Source organism: Parabacteroides sp. KHUB-03 (assembly GCF_056640975.1).
Genome location: NZ_CM153257.1, coordinates 2,404,911 through 2,421,801 on the forward strand (window position 1 = coordinate 2,404,911; position 16,891 = coordinate 2,421,801).

Here is a 16,891-nt window from a genome sequence, read left to right on the forward strand (position 1 = left end):
TAACGTTTTTAATCTTCAGAGAATATAAAATGTTCAGTCTTACCCTCTGCTTTGTATTGCTGAAACGCTTCAGGGGTTCCGCAAACAGAAAGCAAGCTAATAAGGGCAACATCATATTGATAATAGGCCATCAAAAAAGCGGTCTTTACTTTAGAGAGCATCACTTCGGCATCCACTACTTCGGTAGATGTAGCCATTCCTTCCTGAAAAGATTTCTTACGAATACGAACAAGCTCTTCGCTCATTTCCATTGTTGTATTCAGGGCTTTAACATTATCCAGTGCATTCTGTATTTGCGAGTAGAATTTATCTACGCCAACTTCCAGGTCGGTCACCGCTTTTTCTTTTCCTAAAGCTAAAGACTGGCTGGCAAGCTTAGCCTGGCGAATCTTTTTTTCCCGGTTCAATCCGTCAAAGATGTTCCAGGTAAAACCAACACCGATCATTGTACGAGGCATAAGATATTTATCTACACCGTGCGCATATAATGTTTGCTTTCCGAATAATGCAATATTAGGAACATAAGCAGAACGCCCTATCTGCAATTCATCATGAGCCATGCTTTCCTGTAATTTCAACTGGGTTACCAAGTAATTTCCTGTAGGAATCTGTTCTTTGAAGTATTGTGCAGGAGGAATCACGTCATTTATAAATAAAGAAGAAGTTGTCTGTATATCTTTTTCAGACTCCATGTTCAACAAGGCTTTTAGTGCTTGCTGAGCAACAGACAAATCTTTACGGGCAGACTCAAGCTCACGTTTTGCCTCATCCATACTAACCTGGGCAAAAAGACGTTCGGCACGATTAATCATGCCGTTTTGTTCTAATTTGAGGGCTTGTTCATAGTGAGTCTTCAAAGATGTAAAAGTTTCCTCTTTCACATCTACAACACGCTGCCCAAGGCGTAGTCCAAAGTAATTGGTTACCAACAAGGCTTGCTGGGTAGCATCTACCTGATTACGGTTTACTTCTGCCAGATTCACCATCGTCTTCCCGATTTTATTGGCATAAATACGCTTTCCCCCAGTAAAAACAGGCCAGGTAATGTTTGCATCGATAGTTGTCAGATTCTGAGAAACCAATGGAAATGTAAGAGTATTAGCTCCTATTTTATCCAAAATAGATGAGATAAACTGGTCATCCGGCAAAATGGTATGTACAAAATCCTTTGCCGGTTCGGTAAACTGATCCAACGGCTGCTTAACCTCTACCGGATTAGACATATGGACATAAGCGCCCGCAGCAGTAAGCGAAGGATACCAAAACGAATTAAGTCTCTGATGTTCATTACGGGCTAACTCCACTTCCTTGCCGGCAATCTTCAGACTTTTATTCTCTTTATGAAGCAATTCCATGGATTGTTCCAAACTTAGTTCCAGTTTTTCTTCCTGAGCAATCAAAGAAACCGGGAAAAAAGAAAGGAATAGCATGCCGTAACAGGCTATATTATTAACCATAGCAAAATTAGTTTTGTGCGTTAAGTTTTGGTTTATAACAGATGCTCAGTGATGATTGTTCAACGCTTCCTTAGATCGGGCAAGAACCACGTAACCAAATCTAACAACGGCATATAGGCACAAACATTGTAAACAGCCTCAATTCCGAAGCGGTCTGCCATATTACCTAAAACAGCAGATGCAATGCCCGCCACGCCAAATGCAAATCCGATATGGCTTCACCCATATCGTTCATACAATGGCCGATACTCAAAGCCACCAGGATGTGAAATACGGTTTTATTGACTATCGGCGCAGTTGTTTCTCTCATTTATTTATTTTCTTTTTGATTCTTTACGTTAACGGTATTGAGCCAAATCTATCCCAGACTGTTTAATATTTGAACGTCAAAACTAAATTGTATATATGATTATAAATATTCTTCAGTGCTGCATTCCGAATTGAAAGGAAGTCGATAACTATCACTCCCAAAACAAACGCCAAAATCCCCTTATCTGCCATCATTCCGACCCCGATGTTAAAGATCAATTTCACAAAGATGCAGCCACTGAAGATATTTATCCTATAAAATTATCTTCCTCTTCCCCATCCGGTGTATGAAGTATGAAAGTCGTAGCACCAAGTGTAATAACGGCACCTTCGCCAATCCTTACCTGTTCTTTTTTACCTAATAAAACACTCCGGAGGAATGTACCTGTCAAGCTGGGAAAATCGCGTAAAGTATAAATATATTTCCCTCTGGCATCCTGTTTCACATTAATAACACAATGTTTACGTCCCATACTGGGATCACTGGTAATAACAGGAACTTCCACACCATCGGTATCTTTATTACGACGGCCTATTACATTGTCTCCCAAAACCAAAGGTAAGTCTTGCTTAAAAGCAAATATATTCTCTATCACAGAGATATAACCGCAAGAAAAATCAGGTTCTTTTACTTCCTCTTCCTCCCCTGTCTTTGTGCGCACCACTTTCCGTCCTAGTTTCACCTTAAACTGAGAACCGCATTGAGGGCAGACAAATGCAAGAACTTTTCCTTCCGGATATTTAGTTTCGTCGAACGATAATTGATTATCACATTTAGGGCAGAAAACTCTTTTCATATTCTATACTGAAATGATTCGTATTTTAATTCGATACAAAGATACACGCTTTTTTGCATTCGGAGGCATACTTTAGATTTGAATAATCAGATATGACTATCCGTATAATGAACAATTCACCTTACAAAATGGTCTTAATTAAGTCAGCGTATCAATCGGGAAAAATTGATATATTTACATTGTCAGTAATAAAAACAGAATAAAAAGAATGAAAATCCTCATCCCCTCGCTCATTACCTGTCTAAGTATATTCTACAACTGTACGCCTTCCCAAAAGGAAATTGTACCCAATGAAGATATAAAAATTCAGGATTCCGTTAAAACAGAAAAGGCTGATACAATAAAAGCTATACATGCCGAAAATATTACAATAGAAAAAGACTTGCTTTATGACAAACACACGTTAAAAGATACATATCCCTATAAAGATACCACCCGTCAATTTCAATGGGATAAAATACGTAAAAACCTGGCATTGCTTGAAACAATCCAGCAGAAACCATCCCAATGGGGAATACTGCAAAACTATAAGAACAGGAACGGGGAAGCGCCCCTTATCCGCAACTATATAAGAAACGCATATAAAAGAGTGTCCGACACTCTAGGGATAGAACGCTATCAGTCGGCACCTCTTTATTTATTATCAGATACAATTATCCCTGAAAAATACGGACATGATGGAGAATTAGTACGCATAAAAGGAAAAGACGGTAATTTTATACAGATAGAAACCATTTATACTCCCGGAGAATGGATGGTTCCCCAAAGATATATCGGGCTGATCAACGATACGGTAACATTTAATAAAGCCATCTTTGTTGACCGTCATAATCAGAACATTGCAACTTTGGAAAAAGCAAACGGCAAATGGCTTGTACGAAGTATGAATCCATCAACTACCGGTCTGCACAGGCCTCCTTATGCTCAAGAAACGCCATTAGGGATTTTTGTTATTCAAGAAAAGAAACCCAAAATGATCTATCTCGTGGACGGTTCACAAGAAACCGGAGGCTTTGCCCCTTATGCCAGTCGTTTCACCGACGGAGCTTATATACATGGGGTTCCGGTAAATGCACCCCGTACCGCACCGATAGAATACAGTCCGTCATTGGGTACAACTCCCCGCTCCCACATGTGTGTACGAAATGCAACGTCTCACGCGAAATTTATATATGGCTGGGCACCTGTTAACGAAACAATTGTTTTTGTATTAGAGTAAAAATCATATCTTTGCGACATTATTATTTCTGTTTATGCTAAAATTAATATTATATCTGTGTCTGCTTTTCATACCGGCCAACTACATGTCTACCCGGAATACCGGCAAATATGACTTACCCAAGCCTGATTTATATTCTGCAACTTCAGAATGCCGGAAGCTTTACCAAATTATGGGGCTGGAAAACCATATTAACTACATTGCATTTGAAAAAGCTTACACCGGATTCAAGAAAATTGACAGAAAAGACAAAGGCATCATTACACTGATTGATTTTACCAAACCATCCACCGAAGAACGATTATATGTACTTGACATCAAACATCATAAACTCCTATTCTCTTCACTTGTATCGCACGGAAAAAATAGCGGAAACAATTATGCCACCTCATTTTCCAATGAAAACGGTTCCTATAAAAGTTCATTAGGATTCTATATCACCGGAAACACCTATCAAGGCAAAAACGGTTATTCTCTTATACTTAACGGATTAGAGAAAGGAATAAACGACAATGCAAAAGAACGCGCTATCGTAATTCATGGAGCAGATTATGCTAACCCTTCCGCAATTGCTTCCGGTCGTTTGGGGCGTAGCTTCGGATGTCCGGCCTTGCCACAATCTTTATGTAAACCCATTATCAATACAATAAAAGGGGGAACGGTTCTTTTTATTTATGCAGAAGATCCCAAATACCTGAGTCAAAGTCGTTTTTTATCTTCCGGCAATCCAACATCGTGACCGGAAGATGACAAAAACATAATTCTCACTTAGTCCGGGAAGTAAGTTTATTCTCCAATAATCTATATAAATTAGACAGAATATAAGAATCTACATTATCGACCGACAATTCATAATTAACCCAAAAGTTTTGCTTTCCGCTTCCTATCAAAGCTGTCTTTGCGTTAAACAGCAAGTGGTAATCATATAATTCCGGTATCCCGGATAACAAGTACAAATCATCCAGACACTGTACAACCTCTAAGACAGACCGTTTTCCACGATCTTGTTCCATTAACAAAAACCATATATAATTACTCAATACTTCTTCATTGGTTTGTTCCATATTAAACTCCCGGATAAGAACATTCACTCGTTCTTTCAAATCCGTTTGATTATCAGGAAAAGCACCAGAAGCTAAACACTTCATCGTTTTATTAATAAAGCCCGCTTTAAGCATATCATTAGCCCATTCCACCCATCTTTGATTAATAATATCCTCTCCGAAAACAGTCAATGCCAGGATTTCGCATGTAACCGGCACTTTAGTTACAATATCCTTATAACTATAGAGAGTACACGGATGCAAAGAAAAACGTTGTACTACATAAAGCAATTGTTCTATATCATTATGTAAGTCTAGTTTCGGAAATAATTTTACCGGTACTCCGAAATAAGCCATATCAGACTGAATCAAAAAAATACATTTACCATCCAGATAGGCATCTATATTCTTTATATATTCCTCCTCTTTTCCGGGAGTAACAGGCAAATAATAAGGAATGACCATACAAATAAGCAATTTTTCCCGTCCCGATTTATCCTTTTCCTGATAAATTCCCGTTCTGAAAACATAATCATTTTTTATACATTCGAACTGAGCTTGTTCGACCTGTTTTATCGGCTCGTCCCAATCATAGCGTTCCAAAACGTCAAACATCAGTTTTCTTAAAAGCTTTGGCTTTCTGTAATTATTAATATAAGTTAGCAACAACACCAATGGGAGACCAAACATAAAAGGAAGGAAGGAAACAGAAACCAACAACTCATAAGGCATATTGCCTGATAAGAAACCAGTAATAAGTAATATAATTACACATGGGGTACAAAACAAAATCACCAGTGACAAAGAATAAATCCACCAGCCTTTATATGTTTTAAATTCAAGTTTACCTATTTCATCTATATCATTTATAAGCAATGATAAGTATTGTTTAATATCAGCAAATGATATTTTATCTTCTCTCAATTCCATGATTTTCTTTTAGAAGTTATAAAGATAGCACATACCAACCAGAATTACAGCAGCTCTTAAAACAAAAACTAATTCATAATTATGACTTTTAAAAATTATAACTATGAATCGATAAAAACATTATTATGATTATATTCATTTGAAATAAAACGGCAAGTATATAAAAAAGAAAAGGTCATCCTCACGGACAACCAATCTTCATTGTTAACCTTAAATCTAATACCATGAAAAACACGATGCAAATATAACAGTTATATGTTATACAGCATACTATATCGTCTAAAAATAGTATCTTATTAACTTTATTTAGTCAAAACATGCTTTAAAACATATCTTACTGCTATTAAAACCTCTCTTTATTGAACAAATTTCACATCGATGCCTTTATCTTCCTTTGCTTTTAATCCTAAAACACGCCCTTGCTGATTTACCTTTCCGGTAATAAATTCGGGTATATTATATGACTTCATAAAACGAAAATAAAATTCCGGGTCTTCCTGAGGCAGTAAAAATGGCTTGTGTGCCTGTCCATCCTCATCAACATAAGCAAAGAAAGGGCGGGTGTAAAGTCCGTCAATCCGTCGGCTACTAAATACAATCCAACGGCTGTTACTACTCCACGAATGATAACTTTCCACATCATCACTATTTACTATATTCAATGGATATATATTATTAGTAGCCAGACCCAGCATATACAAATCGGCATCTTTATGCCAGATAGAAAAGTTGCCGTAACCAGACAAAGTAAAAAGTAAATACTTCCCATCCGGAGAAACCCGGGGAAAAGAAACACTCTTTCCATCAGCAACTGCATTATATAAAGTATCGACTGTAGTTCCGAACCGACGCGCAGAAGGGTCGAAAGACACAGAACACAAACTATATTTCACCTCATTATATTCTCTTGGCATCGGACGGGCTTGAGCCGTACAGAAAAAAAGCCTTTTACCATCCGGCGAGAAGGTCGGAAATGTTTCGAATGAAGATTCTGAAGAAAGCAAAGGAGATGTTACGATCTCGTGCTTTTCGGTATCATAGACCACTACATCAGAAGCAGAATCAAACACTTCCACCCGATTCTTATCATTCATATGGAATGACTGTTTTGTTTTATTTACGGAAAAAGCGACATACTTTCCCGAAGGATGCCAAGAAGGATAAACTAGCGGCGAAATAGTCTGTTCCGTCTTCGTATTCAGCTTTTCCACTTTGTCGCCATCTATCAATATAGTACACGGATAAGTCTCACGCATGTGGAAAAGCATCTTATCCGGATTCTGCATACAAAAAGAGTGACAGTTCATACAATTATTACCACTCATTTTATTCTCTACAATTGCATCTTCCGTATAATTCTCAAGATTACGCTGATAGATTCCCATGTGATTCCAAAGTTCATAACCCGGCTCGATTAAACGATACGCCAGCCAGGAATCAATCGGTTCGTTTGCCACATCAATATTAAAAGGTGCATAAGCAATCCATTCGCCATCCACCTTTGCCTGAATAGTTACACCAATACTTTTGCCTGTTGATAACTGCAATATTTTTTTCCATTTAGATGCGGGTATGACAAAGCTATTCCCTTTTTTTGCCTTTACTTCAATCGTTTCAGTTTCTGAAGTAATCAAAACCCGGGCATCCTGGCACTGATTTTTCAATTCAAAATTCAGAGGAGCAATGTTGGAAGGAATTGTTACACCTACATAATCAGGAAATATCACAGGTTGCACTTCCAGATTTTTCTTCACCAGTACCGGTTCGGAGCAAGCCATCAAAAGGGCTAACATCCACAAATATATCGTTTGCTTATTCATCATTCCTCCTATTTAAACATATAATAGAACCAATAGGTGTCACCATACGAACGCCCTAACAATCCAGGCAAAGCATTCGGATTATTCCGGTTAGCAAGCACTTGCCTTTTATATTCATCAAAACGCTTTACAATAGACTCCGAAACACCAAAACGTTTCCAGTAATCAGATTCTCTTTCCGACAATGTTATTACAGCTTCCTGATAACTGGTTGGCAATACAGGAAGCAGGTCCGTACCGTAATATGTCTCTATCATATTCTTAAACTTATCCATATCCTTCATTAACAGATAAAATACGCCCAAATATTGAAATGCGGCTTTATTTGCGGGATTCTGTTCCGCCATCAACCGGAGATCAGCATCAAAACCGTCTATCTGAGACAAAATACTATTTTTCAAAAGTCCTTTTCGCATATTACCCAGCAATGGATCACTCTCTACTTCAGCATCATTATAAAGAAATTTACGTTGTTCTTTTGCCCAATCTCTATAATAAAGCGTATTTTCCAGAACGGCTATATATTTTTCAGCAACCGGATAAGTACCATATATTAAATTGGTTTGCACTAAACGTTTCATCATACGCGGGTTACCATCACACAAAGAACCCAGATTGCTCTCAAACGCCATTTCCTGTGCAATTGCCACATTGCCCATTGCAAAATAAACATCACTCAGCAAAGTTGAAACATTTGCCGATTTATTCCAAGTGACAGCCAATCCTTGCGGTCCACGCTGGTCATATTTAAAAGCATCCTCTGCCAACTGCCCTTTATGTGCAAGCGCCATATTTGCATAACACATATAAAGATAGTTTGTCATCGGCTTTCTGCACATTTCCAATATTTTATCCCATTGTTCGGTACGAGCATAATAGTCCATCGTCTTCATCTGATAAGACTTGCTATCACCATACTTTTCTACACCTTTCCAGAAAAGGAAACAGATTAACAAAATCTGGATCGCACTTGCAATCACCAGCATTTTTCCTTTTAGTTCATTTTTATGCCGTAAAATAAAAACGATCAACAATGATAACAAAAAAGACAACCATGAATAATAAATAACTTTATCCGGTACCAAACGTACATGATAATAGGCATCGGGCAAGAATGCAAAACGATATTCCCCGATAAAAGAGAAATAAACACTACCTATTCCAAGTAACAAGGCAATAAATCCCGTACCAAGAAAATAATACCAGCAAGAAGTTCGATTGATTACTTCACACAACATAATAGCCAAAGCAAACAAGCTAAAAACGGCACCTGCAAAAAAGAATAATAAAATAGTAGCAACGAGACTCGCAACCAACCGGTATATAACAGGTTTTATCTTCAACACTCCATATAGAACCAATAACATCATGCCCAAGGCAATCGTCCCTTGTAATATATAGTTATTATCAAAATGAACAAATAACAATGTCAGAACCGGAAGCAAAGGTAGTATAAACAAGTGTGTTTTCGGGTCGATCTGCTTCAGTACCATGCTAGTAAGAAGCCCAATCATAGTTAGCAGTGCCGCAGTAATAACTGCTCCTGCATACGGTACAATAAAAAACTGCACCAAACTTTCAGTGATAACCAAAGCCAAGCCTCCAGGCTTCATCAACATCTCTGAAATGGATGGCCAGGAAATCTGAAACAGTTGATTTTGTTCAACACTATAAAAATGAAATTCACTGAATACCGATAAAAAAATACTCAGGGACAAGAATATAATCAGATAAAATAAAATATCCGGTAATTTTTTCATAACATTGAAGTATTAAGCATGTTTCACCAGTTGAAAACGTTTATCAACGCAAGCCGGTAATTCATGCGGATAGTGGGTCACATATATCAGCGTCTTTCCCGGACGTGAACAAAATTGTTCTATTATATCAGCAGCTTTTTTCTTATTGCTCACGTCCAGTCCATGAAGCGGTTCATCCAGAATTATTAAATCAGGATCTTTCACAAATGCACGGGCCAACAAAGCCAAACGTTGTTCGCCCGACGAAAGAGTAAGGAATGGTCGGTCTTTCAAATCCCCAATGCCAAATACCTGCATCCATGCCAATGCAATCCCCTGTTGTTCCTCATTACATTTACGATACAAACCAATAGAATCAAAAAAACCGGAACCGACAATATTAATAGTCGGAACATTTTCCATATAATAAAGGTGCATTTCCGGAGAAACATACCCTATTCTCTTTTTAATGTCCCAAATACTTTCGCCAGAACCACGTTTCCGGTCAAACAGATAAAGCGTATTAGCGTATGATTGCGGATTATCGGCATATACAAGGCTGAGCAAAGTAGATTTACCAGCACCATTCGGACCAAACAAAGCCCATTTTTCGCCATTCTTTACTTCCCAGTCAATATCTTTCAGAATAGTTCGGGTTCCATACTTAATACAAACATGTTCCATACGAAAAGTAACCTCGTGCGTGGAAGGCTCTTTTTCACCTCCATTCGGAAGAAAAACAAATTTCTCTCGAGAGAAACCAGATTTTCTCTCGGATGGAAACAATTTTGCAACTAGTTCCGCATCCTGCAAAAACTGAGTACGCGACATCGGTTTCAGTATATTCCGGTTATAAACAGGAAGCACATCCGTTATCATTTCAGGTATGTCATTCGGATTAGAAAGCAGCAAAACAACCTGTACGCTTTCCAACTTTGTCATCTGCTGAAGCATCTCCACCAACAAATCGCGCGAAGGAGCATCTAATCCGATAAACGGATTATCGAGAATAAGAATACGGGGACGGCTTAACAATGTTCTTACAACCAAAAACTTCCGTAATTCGCCACTGGATAAGAATATTAATTTTTTAGGCAATAATTCTTCTATTCCGAAAAGAGATAGCACTTTTGCTAATTCTTCCGTATCTATATAATCCTTCAATATTTCCTCAACCGTAGGCATTTCATCTGTTTCCGTAGAATGCCAACGTTGTTGGTAATAAGAATTACGGCAATCTGCCAACGAATAAATATCTTTAAAAGCAATGCATTTAACCAGTTCGCTCACTTTTCCGTCATAGCCGAACACAACATCACCCTCTTTAATCGCAAACTTACGTTGCATCATATCCGCAATCAACGTTTTACCGGCTCCATTCGGGCCGATAACAGCCCATTGCTGTCCTTCTTCTATATCCCAATTGACAGGCGCAGCAAAACGTAGCTCCGGTAAACGGGTCACAACCTGTTGTATACTTACTATTTTCTTCCGATTATCCATTTTCTTTTTGTACTTACAGATATCAGCTGATCCGCGTTCCTTTTCCATTATGTATTTCGGATGCCTGCGTAATAATTACCTGTTTAACACCTGCATCTATTGCCTGATAAGCATTTTCCAGCTTCGGAATCATACCACCCTGAATAATGCCTTGTTCCACATACTTTTTAAACGTATTCCGGTCTATCTCAGGTATAACGCTTTCGTCATCATTTTCATCCAACAATACACCTTTCTTTTCAAAGCAGAACATCAAAGTAACGTCAAAATGCTTTGCTAAAGCTTTTGCAGCTTCTCCGGCAATCGTATCGGCATTGGTATTCAGCATATTTCCCTGTTTATCATGTGTCAACGGAGCCAATACCGGCACAATATCCTGATGAATAAGCGATGCCAACAAGTCTGCATTCACCTCCTTTACATCACCAACAAAGCCATAGTCAACTTCCGCCACCGGACGTTTATCCGAACGCATCAGGTTCATATCTGCACCGGTTAAACCCAAAGCATTCACGCCCAAAGCTTGTAAACCGGCAACTATATTTTTATTTACCAAGCCGCCATATACCATAGTCACAACTTTCAATGTTTCAGCATCCGTAATACGGCGGCCATTTACCATTTTGCTTTCAATACCCAATTGTGTAGCCAGTTTAGTTGCCGAACGCCCGCCGCCATGCACCAGCACTTTATATCCTTCTATAGCCGAAAAATCATGAAGCAAACTGCGAAGCGTACTTTCTTCTTCCACAATCTTTCCGCCCACCTTTACCAAAGTAAGTTTTTCCATTTATTTATACGCACTAATTATTTTTGCGCTCAAAGTTACTAAAAAAAGAAAGATTTATATACTTTTGCATCATCCAACGCGGTAGTAGCTCAGTTGGTAGAGCATCAGCTTCCCAAGCTGAGGGTCGTGGGTTCGAGCCCCATTTACCGCTCAATCTGATAATCAGCAAGTTATTATCACACACTTTATTGTCCTTTAACCCATTTCGCAAAACTTTCAAAGGAACCTAAATTAAATTCCGATCTGTATAAATCCACATTCAAAGAATCAAGCAATGGAACAAAAACAACCTCTCCATTCAATACACGATATTGTGTTCCGTATTTTTGAACGCCTTTTCTGATTGATAAAATTTTATCTTCAAAATTAGGATATAACTGAACTTCTAATTCTCCGTTTTTCACCGCTTGCCTGATAATGCCTAATTTATTTTCGAGCACTTCGATCGGAGCATGAAGATAAATTAAATACATGGTTAACTTTGATTTTTTTGTTTTCAAACTGTTTCCTAAAAAGCCATTATTATCCATCAACTTATTTACATATTCCAAATTTTTATCATCAATAATTCTCATGCTATCCAATATTATTTTCGCCTCTGCAGATTCAGTATCTTTTCCTTTACGAAGAATCTCATTCTCGAACTGTTCACGAATATCTTGGTCCAATTTGAAAACTGAATCAAGTCCTTCACTGACTCTATATAACAACGAATCTCTTTTCCTGACTTTATCCAAGCAAAGATTGAAACGGACTTCATCGAAAGAAGGAAAATTTGTATTCTTTTTCATATGATCATAATAAGAATACCCTTTATTTACAGACATCTCCAACATTTCAAAAGCTAATCTCTTTTGTCCCAACCTTGCTGCAAGTGCTCCCGCATCATACAAATGCCTCGGATTCTGTGGAGTTTCTTCTTTAAATGCTTTTAAAAGATAAACTAATGCCAACGAATCATTTTCATCTACATACATATATGCAGAATCCTTCAATTCGTTATATACTGTATTGACAACCATAGCTCCTTCTACTTGATTATCTCCGTATGAAGAAGTTATAAAAACAAATAGTAGTATAACAAAGCTAAATACACAAATTATTTTCGTCATATTCTTCATAAACATTATATTTACATTTTAAAGGTTTAGCATATATATTTGACGGATCTGATGTATATACCCTACAGTCTAAACACATATATCTGTAAACGCATATTTTGCAACTATCTATTTCATCCTTTTTAATAAACCACAAATCTTTAAAACCTTCTTTATCTGTCGCTTCAAATCTAATTTTTTATTTTTTCATTGTATTAATAATCTAAAATCCAACATGTTGTAAATATATATTTTTTTAGAGACAAAAAAACACAACAAAAATTTAACTTATACAAAAAACTTCAAAATTAAAAAACAAACAGTCCTTTATATTCATCCCGATGATTTTACAAAAACATACTGATGTTTTGAAAATATGATCCTGATGAAATTAAAATTCCGATTCTACAGAATTTACAAATTCGAACAAGCTGCAAGAAAATACCGTATATTTGTTGTTATATATAAAAGAACATTTTAAAACGAATTTACAACATGAAAAAAATTAACAATGCATTATTACGCAGTGCCTTTGCAATGATTTTAGGATTCGTACTGGTGTTGTGGCCCGAAGCAGCTGTTACTTATTTAGTAATTACCATCGGAATATTCTTTATCATACCCGGCATTATTTCACTTTTAGCCTATTTCACAAGAGATACCAAACAAGAGGAGCTTGCCCCCATGTTTCCACTGGAAGGTGCGGGAAGTATTCTATTCGGCGCATGGTTAGTTATTATGCCGACATTTTTTGTCAATATATTAATGTATATATTAGGAGCTTTATTAGTAATTGCGGGAATCCAACAATTAGTGGCTCTTATTTCAGCAAGGAAATGGAGTTATGTACCCTGGGGATTTTACATTATGCCAATTTTAATTCTTATAACTGGTGTAATGATATTGGCATACCCGTTCGGAGCCGCAGCAAATACCTTTATCGTATTTGGTATTGCCAGCATTTTTTACGGAGCATCCGAACTGATAAACTGGTATAAGTTCCGCCGCAGAGATTAAAGATAATATTAAGACTTCCTATATTCCATAGGAGAAATTCCCATATGCTTCTTAAAGAACTTACCAAAAGTTGACTGGTCGGAAAAATGTAAAATATCCGCAACCTGCTGAACTGTCGTTTGAGGTGCTTTAAGAAGCATTTTAGCCTCTATAATCAGAGCATCATCAATCCATTTATTTGCCGATTTCCCAGTCAGCTCTTTAAGGATTAAGGATAGGTACTGGGGAGTAATAAATAATTTCTCGGCATAGAAAGTAACCACATGCTGTTCTTTGCAATGTTCAAAAAGCAACTGTAGAAACTGTTCAAACAGTTCTTCCTTTCGGGAAAGGACCTGAGGGGTCATATGCTCCTTTCTGCTTCCAAATATATTAGCCAACTCAAGAAAGAAGCCAATCATTGCATTTTGTATCACTTCTTTCTGGAATAAATGAGTACGCAGCTTTATTTTACCCCTTACAAATTCAATATAATTTTCTAAATGTTCGGCTTCTTCCGGTTGCAAATCAGAACATGGATTTTTACGAATCTGCATATAATGAACCATAGATGCTCCTTTTTTATTCGGATTACATTCTTCCAGAAAAGGTTTTGAAGCTATCACCATACGAGCTTTAAAATCCTTGGTCACAGACAATATCTGGACTGTATGGGTAGGCATAATTGTTATAAAACTATTTTTTTCTACCGTATATGGAATGTAATCTATATTTATTTTCGAAGAGCCATCAGTTACCAAAACCATTAGCAACGCATTCAAACGCATTGGTGTAGAATATTCCGGATCATTATTTTCATAAATTGTAGAATCTTTGCCGTCTACATCTGCTATAGAAAAATCATTATGGAAACTATCACAACCAACAATAGACTTATTCAACTCTGCAATTTCAATAAGAGGAAGATTTTCCATGTCTGATAAATATTTTTTAACTTTACTGGCAAAGATAAGTATTTTTCATTTACAAACCATGTTCGTTTCATTTTTTACCAATCCATAACACAATCTTCCATAAATTAGATCAAAACCGAACCTATAATTTTCATTTTTGACCAATCATGTAACGGAATAAACCTTTTCAGTTTTCTAAATACGAAAGACCTTTGTTTTCTCAATTCTACAAATTCTATTCATAGAAATCTCTAAAAAACAATATGATAAAAGAACAAATTTTGCTTACTGCATTTGACCTCTTTTCACAATACGGAGTAAAAAGCGTAAGTATGGATGACATAGCCCACAACATGAGTATTTCTAAACGAACTATTTATGAGTTCTTTAAAGACAAAGAAGCTTTATTAATAGAAGGTATGGAACTAAACTGCAAACACTTAAGGCTCTATATCGAACAATTAGAGAAAGAACCTTACACTGTGATGGAAGTTATTCTTCTATTTTATGAAGAATTGTTAAAAAACAATAGATGGTACAATAAGAAATATTACGACGATTTGAAAAAGTATCCCAAAGCGTTAAAACAGGCAGAAAAAAACGAAGCTATTTTTTCAGACAAATGTCTGGCATTATTGGAAAGGGGCAAAAAAGAAGGTGTATTTTTACAAGATGTAAACTTCAAAATCTTAACTTTGCTGGCTAAAAAACAAGCAAAGATGCTTTGTCCCTCCAAAATATTTGCAAATTATTCTATTTCAGAAGTATACAGCACCATATTATTAACATTTCTAAGAGGAATCAGCACAGAGAAAGGCAGAATTATTTTAGACCGGTTTGCAATAAAGCAATCATACAAATAAAACAAAAAGAAAAATGAAACAATTATCAATCAGAAATAAAATCGTGTTGGCTGCAATATCTTTATTGCCGTCTTTAACCTGTATTCCTGCAAAATCGCAGGAAGTCATAAAATTGGATATGGATAAAGCGCTAGAGATTGCATTAAGCGAAAATCCAACTATTAAAGTAGCCGATAAAGAAATTCAGAAGAAAAAATATGCAAAAAAAGGCTCATACGCCTCCTTGTTTCCTCAAATAAGTTTCTCAGCCGATTACAACCGTACATTAAAAAAGCAAATAATGTACATGGATATGGATTTAGGTGATGCCCAAATACCAGGCATGGATAACAGCGGAATGCAAGATGGTTTCGAAGTTGGGCGCGACAACAACTGGAATACAGGATTTAATGCTTCCATGCCTTTAGTCAATGCCTCTTTATGGAAAAGCTTAAGTATATCTGCCGTTGACGTAGAACTGGCAATAGAACAAGCCCGTTCCTCAAAAATTGATATGGTTAATCAGGTAAAGAAAGCATTCTATTCCGTGTTATTAGCCAACGACTCTTACCGTGTATTCAAAGAGAGTTATGATAATGCAATGGAAAATTATCTGGACGTAAAAAAGAAATACGAACAAGGAACCGTTGCAGAATACGATCTCATCAGAGCAAACGTAACAGTAAAAAACAGCGAGCCAAATATGCTTCAGGCAGAAAATTCACTTACTTTAGCCAAATGGCAGCTAAAAGCATTGTTAGGTATGGATCTGGAATTAAACATCGATTGCGAAGGGCGTCTGACCGACTACGAATCCGAATTATTCGGAGATTTCCTGTCTACCGACACATCTTTAATAAACAACACGAATTTAAAATTAATTGACTTACAAAGCAAACAGTTGGAAAAGACATTAATAATGCAAAAATTCGACTTTTTGCCTACTCTCTCAATGACCGGATTATATCAGTGGAGCGCAATGAACAATGATTTTAAATTCAAAGATTATCAATGGAATCCTTATTCTATGATAGGTGTTACATTATCTATACCTCTGTTTACCGGAGGAAGCCGGTTTTACAAAACCAAGCAAACCCAGGTTTCTATTGACCAGTTAAAATTGCAACGTGAAGATACCGAGCGTAATTTGCAATTAGCCATAAAACAATACATGGACAATATGAGTACCTGCATCAAACAATTTGATGCAGCTCAAAAAGGAATGGAACAAGCAGAGCGGGGTTACCTAATCGCACAAAAACGTTATGATACAGGAGCTGGAACATTATTGGAACTAAATGATTCAGAATTGGCTATGACTCAGGCCAAATTGAATTTCAACCAATCTATCTACAATTATATCATAGCGAAATCCGAACTTGAAAAGATTTCCGGAGAACAAAAATTTTAATTTCAAAACGTATAATATAAA

General features: G+C 36.8%; 15 protein-coding genes, 1 tRNA gene and 1 pseudogene. 6 read left to right on the top strand and 11 right to left on the bottom strand.

What is annotated here, in order from left to right; genetic code table 11:
- Positions 1-8 precede the first annotated feature (8 nt).
- From ACYIB7_RS10290 to ACYIB7_RS10305, 4 genes and pseudogenes are all read right to left on the bottom strand, one after another.
- Positions 9-1,457 (bottom strand): TolC family protein, encoded by a 1,449-nt coding sequence (locus ACYIB7_RS10290; protein WP_103982255.1) that lies wholly within the window; start codon positions 1,455-1,457, stop codon positions 9-11.
- A gap of 59 nt (positions 1,458-1,516) precedes the next feature.
- A pseudogene (locus tag ACYIB7_RS10295) lies at positions 1,517-1,666 on the bottom strand (MFS transporter); the annotation flags it as partial.
- A complete protein-coding gene (locus ACYIB7_RS10300) occupies positions 1,624-1,767 on the bottom strand; it encodes a hypothetical protein (RefSeq protein WP_480336977.1) in 144 nt (47 codons plus the stop codon). The gene ACYIB7_RS10300 and the pseudogene ACYIB7_RS10295, both read right to left, overlap by 43 nt.
- Positions 1,768-2,014: 247 nt before the next feature.
- Entirely contained in the window at positions 2,015-2,563 is a 549-nt protein-coding gene (locus ACYIB7_RS10305; RefSeq protein WP_103982256.1) for an FHA domain-containing protein, read from the bottom strand.
- 208 nt (positions 2,564-2,771) lie between these two features.
- Between ACYIB7_RS10305 and ACYIB7_RS10310 the strand changes: the two genes are divergently transcribed.
- Complete coding sequence (locus ACYIB7_RS10310) at positions 2,772-3,782, top strand: L,D-transpeptidase (RefSeq protein WP_480336978.1); 1,011 nt, start codon at positions 2,772-2,774, stop codon at positions 3,780-3,782.
- A gap of 34 nt (positions 3,783-3,816) precedes the next feature.
- A complete protein-coding gene (locus ACYIB7_RS10315) occupies positions 3,817-4,521 on the top strand; it encodes a murein L,D-transpeptidase catalytic domain family protein (protein WP_103982258.1) in 705 nt (234 codons plus the stop codon).
- Positions 4,522-4,546: 25 nt separating this feature from the next.
- Here ACYIB7_RS10315 and ACYIB7_RS10320 read toward each other — a convergent pair whose 3' ends face one another.
- The 5 genes from ACYIB7_RS10320 to argB all read right to left on the bottom strand — a co-directional run bounded on the left by ACYIB7_RS10320 (position 4,547) and on the right by argB (position 11,607).
- Entirely contained in the window at positions 4,547-5,755 is a 1,209-nt protein-coding gene (locus ACYIB7_RS10320) for a hypothetical protein (RefSeq protein WP_480336980.1), read from the bottom strand.
- Positions 5,756-6,111: 356 nt separating this feature from the next.
- On the bottom strand, positions 6,112-7,575 hold the full coding sequence (locus ACYIB7_RS10325; RefSeq protein ID WP_480338472.1) for a TolB family protein: 1,464 nt from the start codon (positions 7,573-7,575) through the stop codon (positions 6,112-6,114).
- Positions 7,576-7,583: 8 nt separating this feature from the next.
- Positions 7,584-9,335, bottom strand: a complete 1,752-nt coding sequence (locus tag ACYIB7_RS10330) for a DUF6057 family protein (RefSeq protein WP_103982261.1) — start codon at positions 9,333-9,335, stop codon at positions 7,584-7,586.
- Positions 9,336-9,347: 12 nt separating this feature from the next.
- Positions 9,348-10,817: an ATP-binding cassette domain-containing protein gene (locus tag ACYIB7_RS10335; RefSeq protein WP_480338473.1), complete on the bottom strand. Its 1,470-nt coding sequence runs from the start codon at positions 10,815-10,817 to the stop codon at positions 9,348-9,350.
- Between the two features lie 22 nt (positions 10,818-10,839).
- Positions 10,840-11,607 carry an acetylglutamate kinase gene (argB, locus tag ACYIB7_RS10340; RefSeq protein WP_103982262.1) on the bottom strand — a complete coding sequence of 256 codons (768 nt, stop codon included), beginning with the start codon at positions 11,605-11,607 and terminating at the stop codon, positions 10,840-10,842.
- Between the two features lie 78 nt (positions 11,608-11,685).
- On the opposite strand from argB, the gene ACYIB7_RS10345 reads away from it, so the two are divergent.
- Positions 11,686-11,758, top strand: a tRNA-Gly gene (locus ACYIB7_RS10345).
- Positions 11,759-11,792: 34 nt separating this feature from the next.
- Here the strand turns inward: ACYIB7_RS10345 and ACYIB7_RS10350 are convergent.
- A complete protein-coding gene (locus ACYIB7_RS10350; protein WP_480336982.1) occupies positions 11,793-12,728 on the bottom strand; it encodes a DUF6624 domain-containing protein in 936 nt (311 codons plus the stop codon).
- 474 nt (positions 12,729-13,202) lie between these two features.
- Between ACYIB7_RS10350 and ACYIB7_RS10355 the strand changes: the two genes are divergently transcribed.
- The gene (locus ACYIB7_RS10355; RefSeq protein WP_099465030.1) at positions 13,203-13,724 is read left to right on the top strand and encodes an HdeD family acid-resistance protein; all 522 of its coding nucleotides are present in this window, start codon (positions 13,203-13,205) and stop codon (positions 13,722-13,724) included.
- Between the two features lie 8 nt (positions 13,725-13,732).
- Here ACYIB7_RS10355 and ACYIB7_RS10360 read toward each other — a convergent pair whose 3' ends face one another.
- Positions 13,733-14,638 carry a helix-turn-helix domain-containing protein gene (locus tag ACYIB7_RS10360; RefSeq protein ID WP_103982264.1) on the bottom strand — a complete coding sequence of 302 codons (906 nt, stop codon included), beginning with the start codon at positions 14,636-14,638 and terminating at the stop codon, positions 13,733-13,735.
- A gap of 242 nt (positions 14,639-14,880) precedes the next feature.
- Between ACYIB7_RS10360 and ACYIB7_RS10365 the strand changes: the two genes are divergently transcribed.
- Entirely contained in the window at positions 14,881-15,480 is a 600-nt protein-coding gene (locus ACYIB7_RS10365) for a TetR/AcrR family transcriptional regulator (RefSeq protein ID WP_480336984.1), read from the top strand.
- A gap of 13 nt (positions 15,481-15,493) precedes the next feature.
- A complete protein-coding gene (locus ACYIB7_RS10370) occupies positions 15,494-16,870 on the top strand; it encodes a TolC family protein (RefSeq protein ID WP_103982266.1) in 1,377 nt (458 codons plus the stop codon).
- Positions 16,871-16,891: the final 21 nt, after the last annotated feature.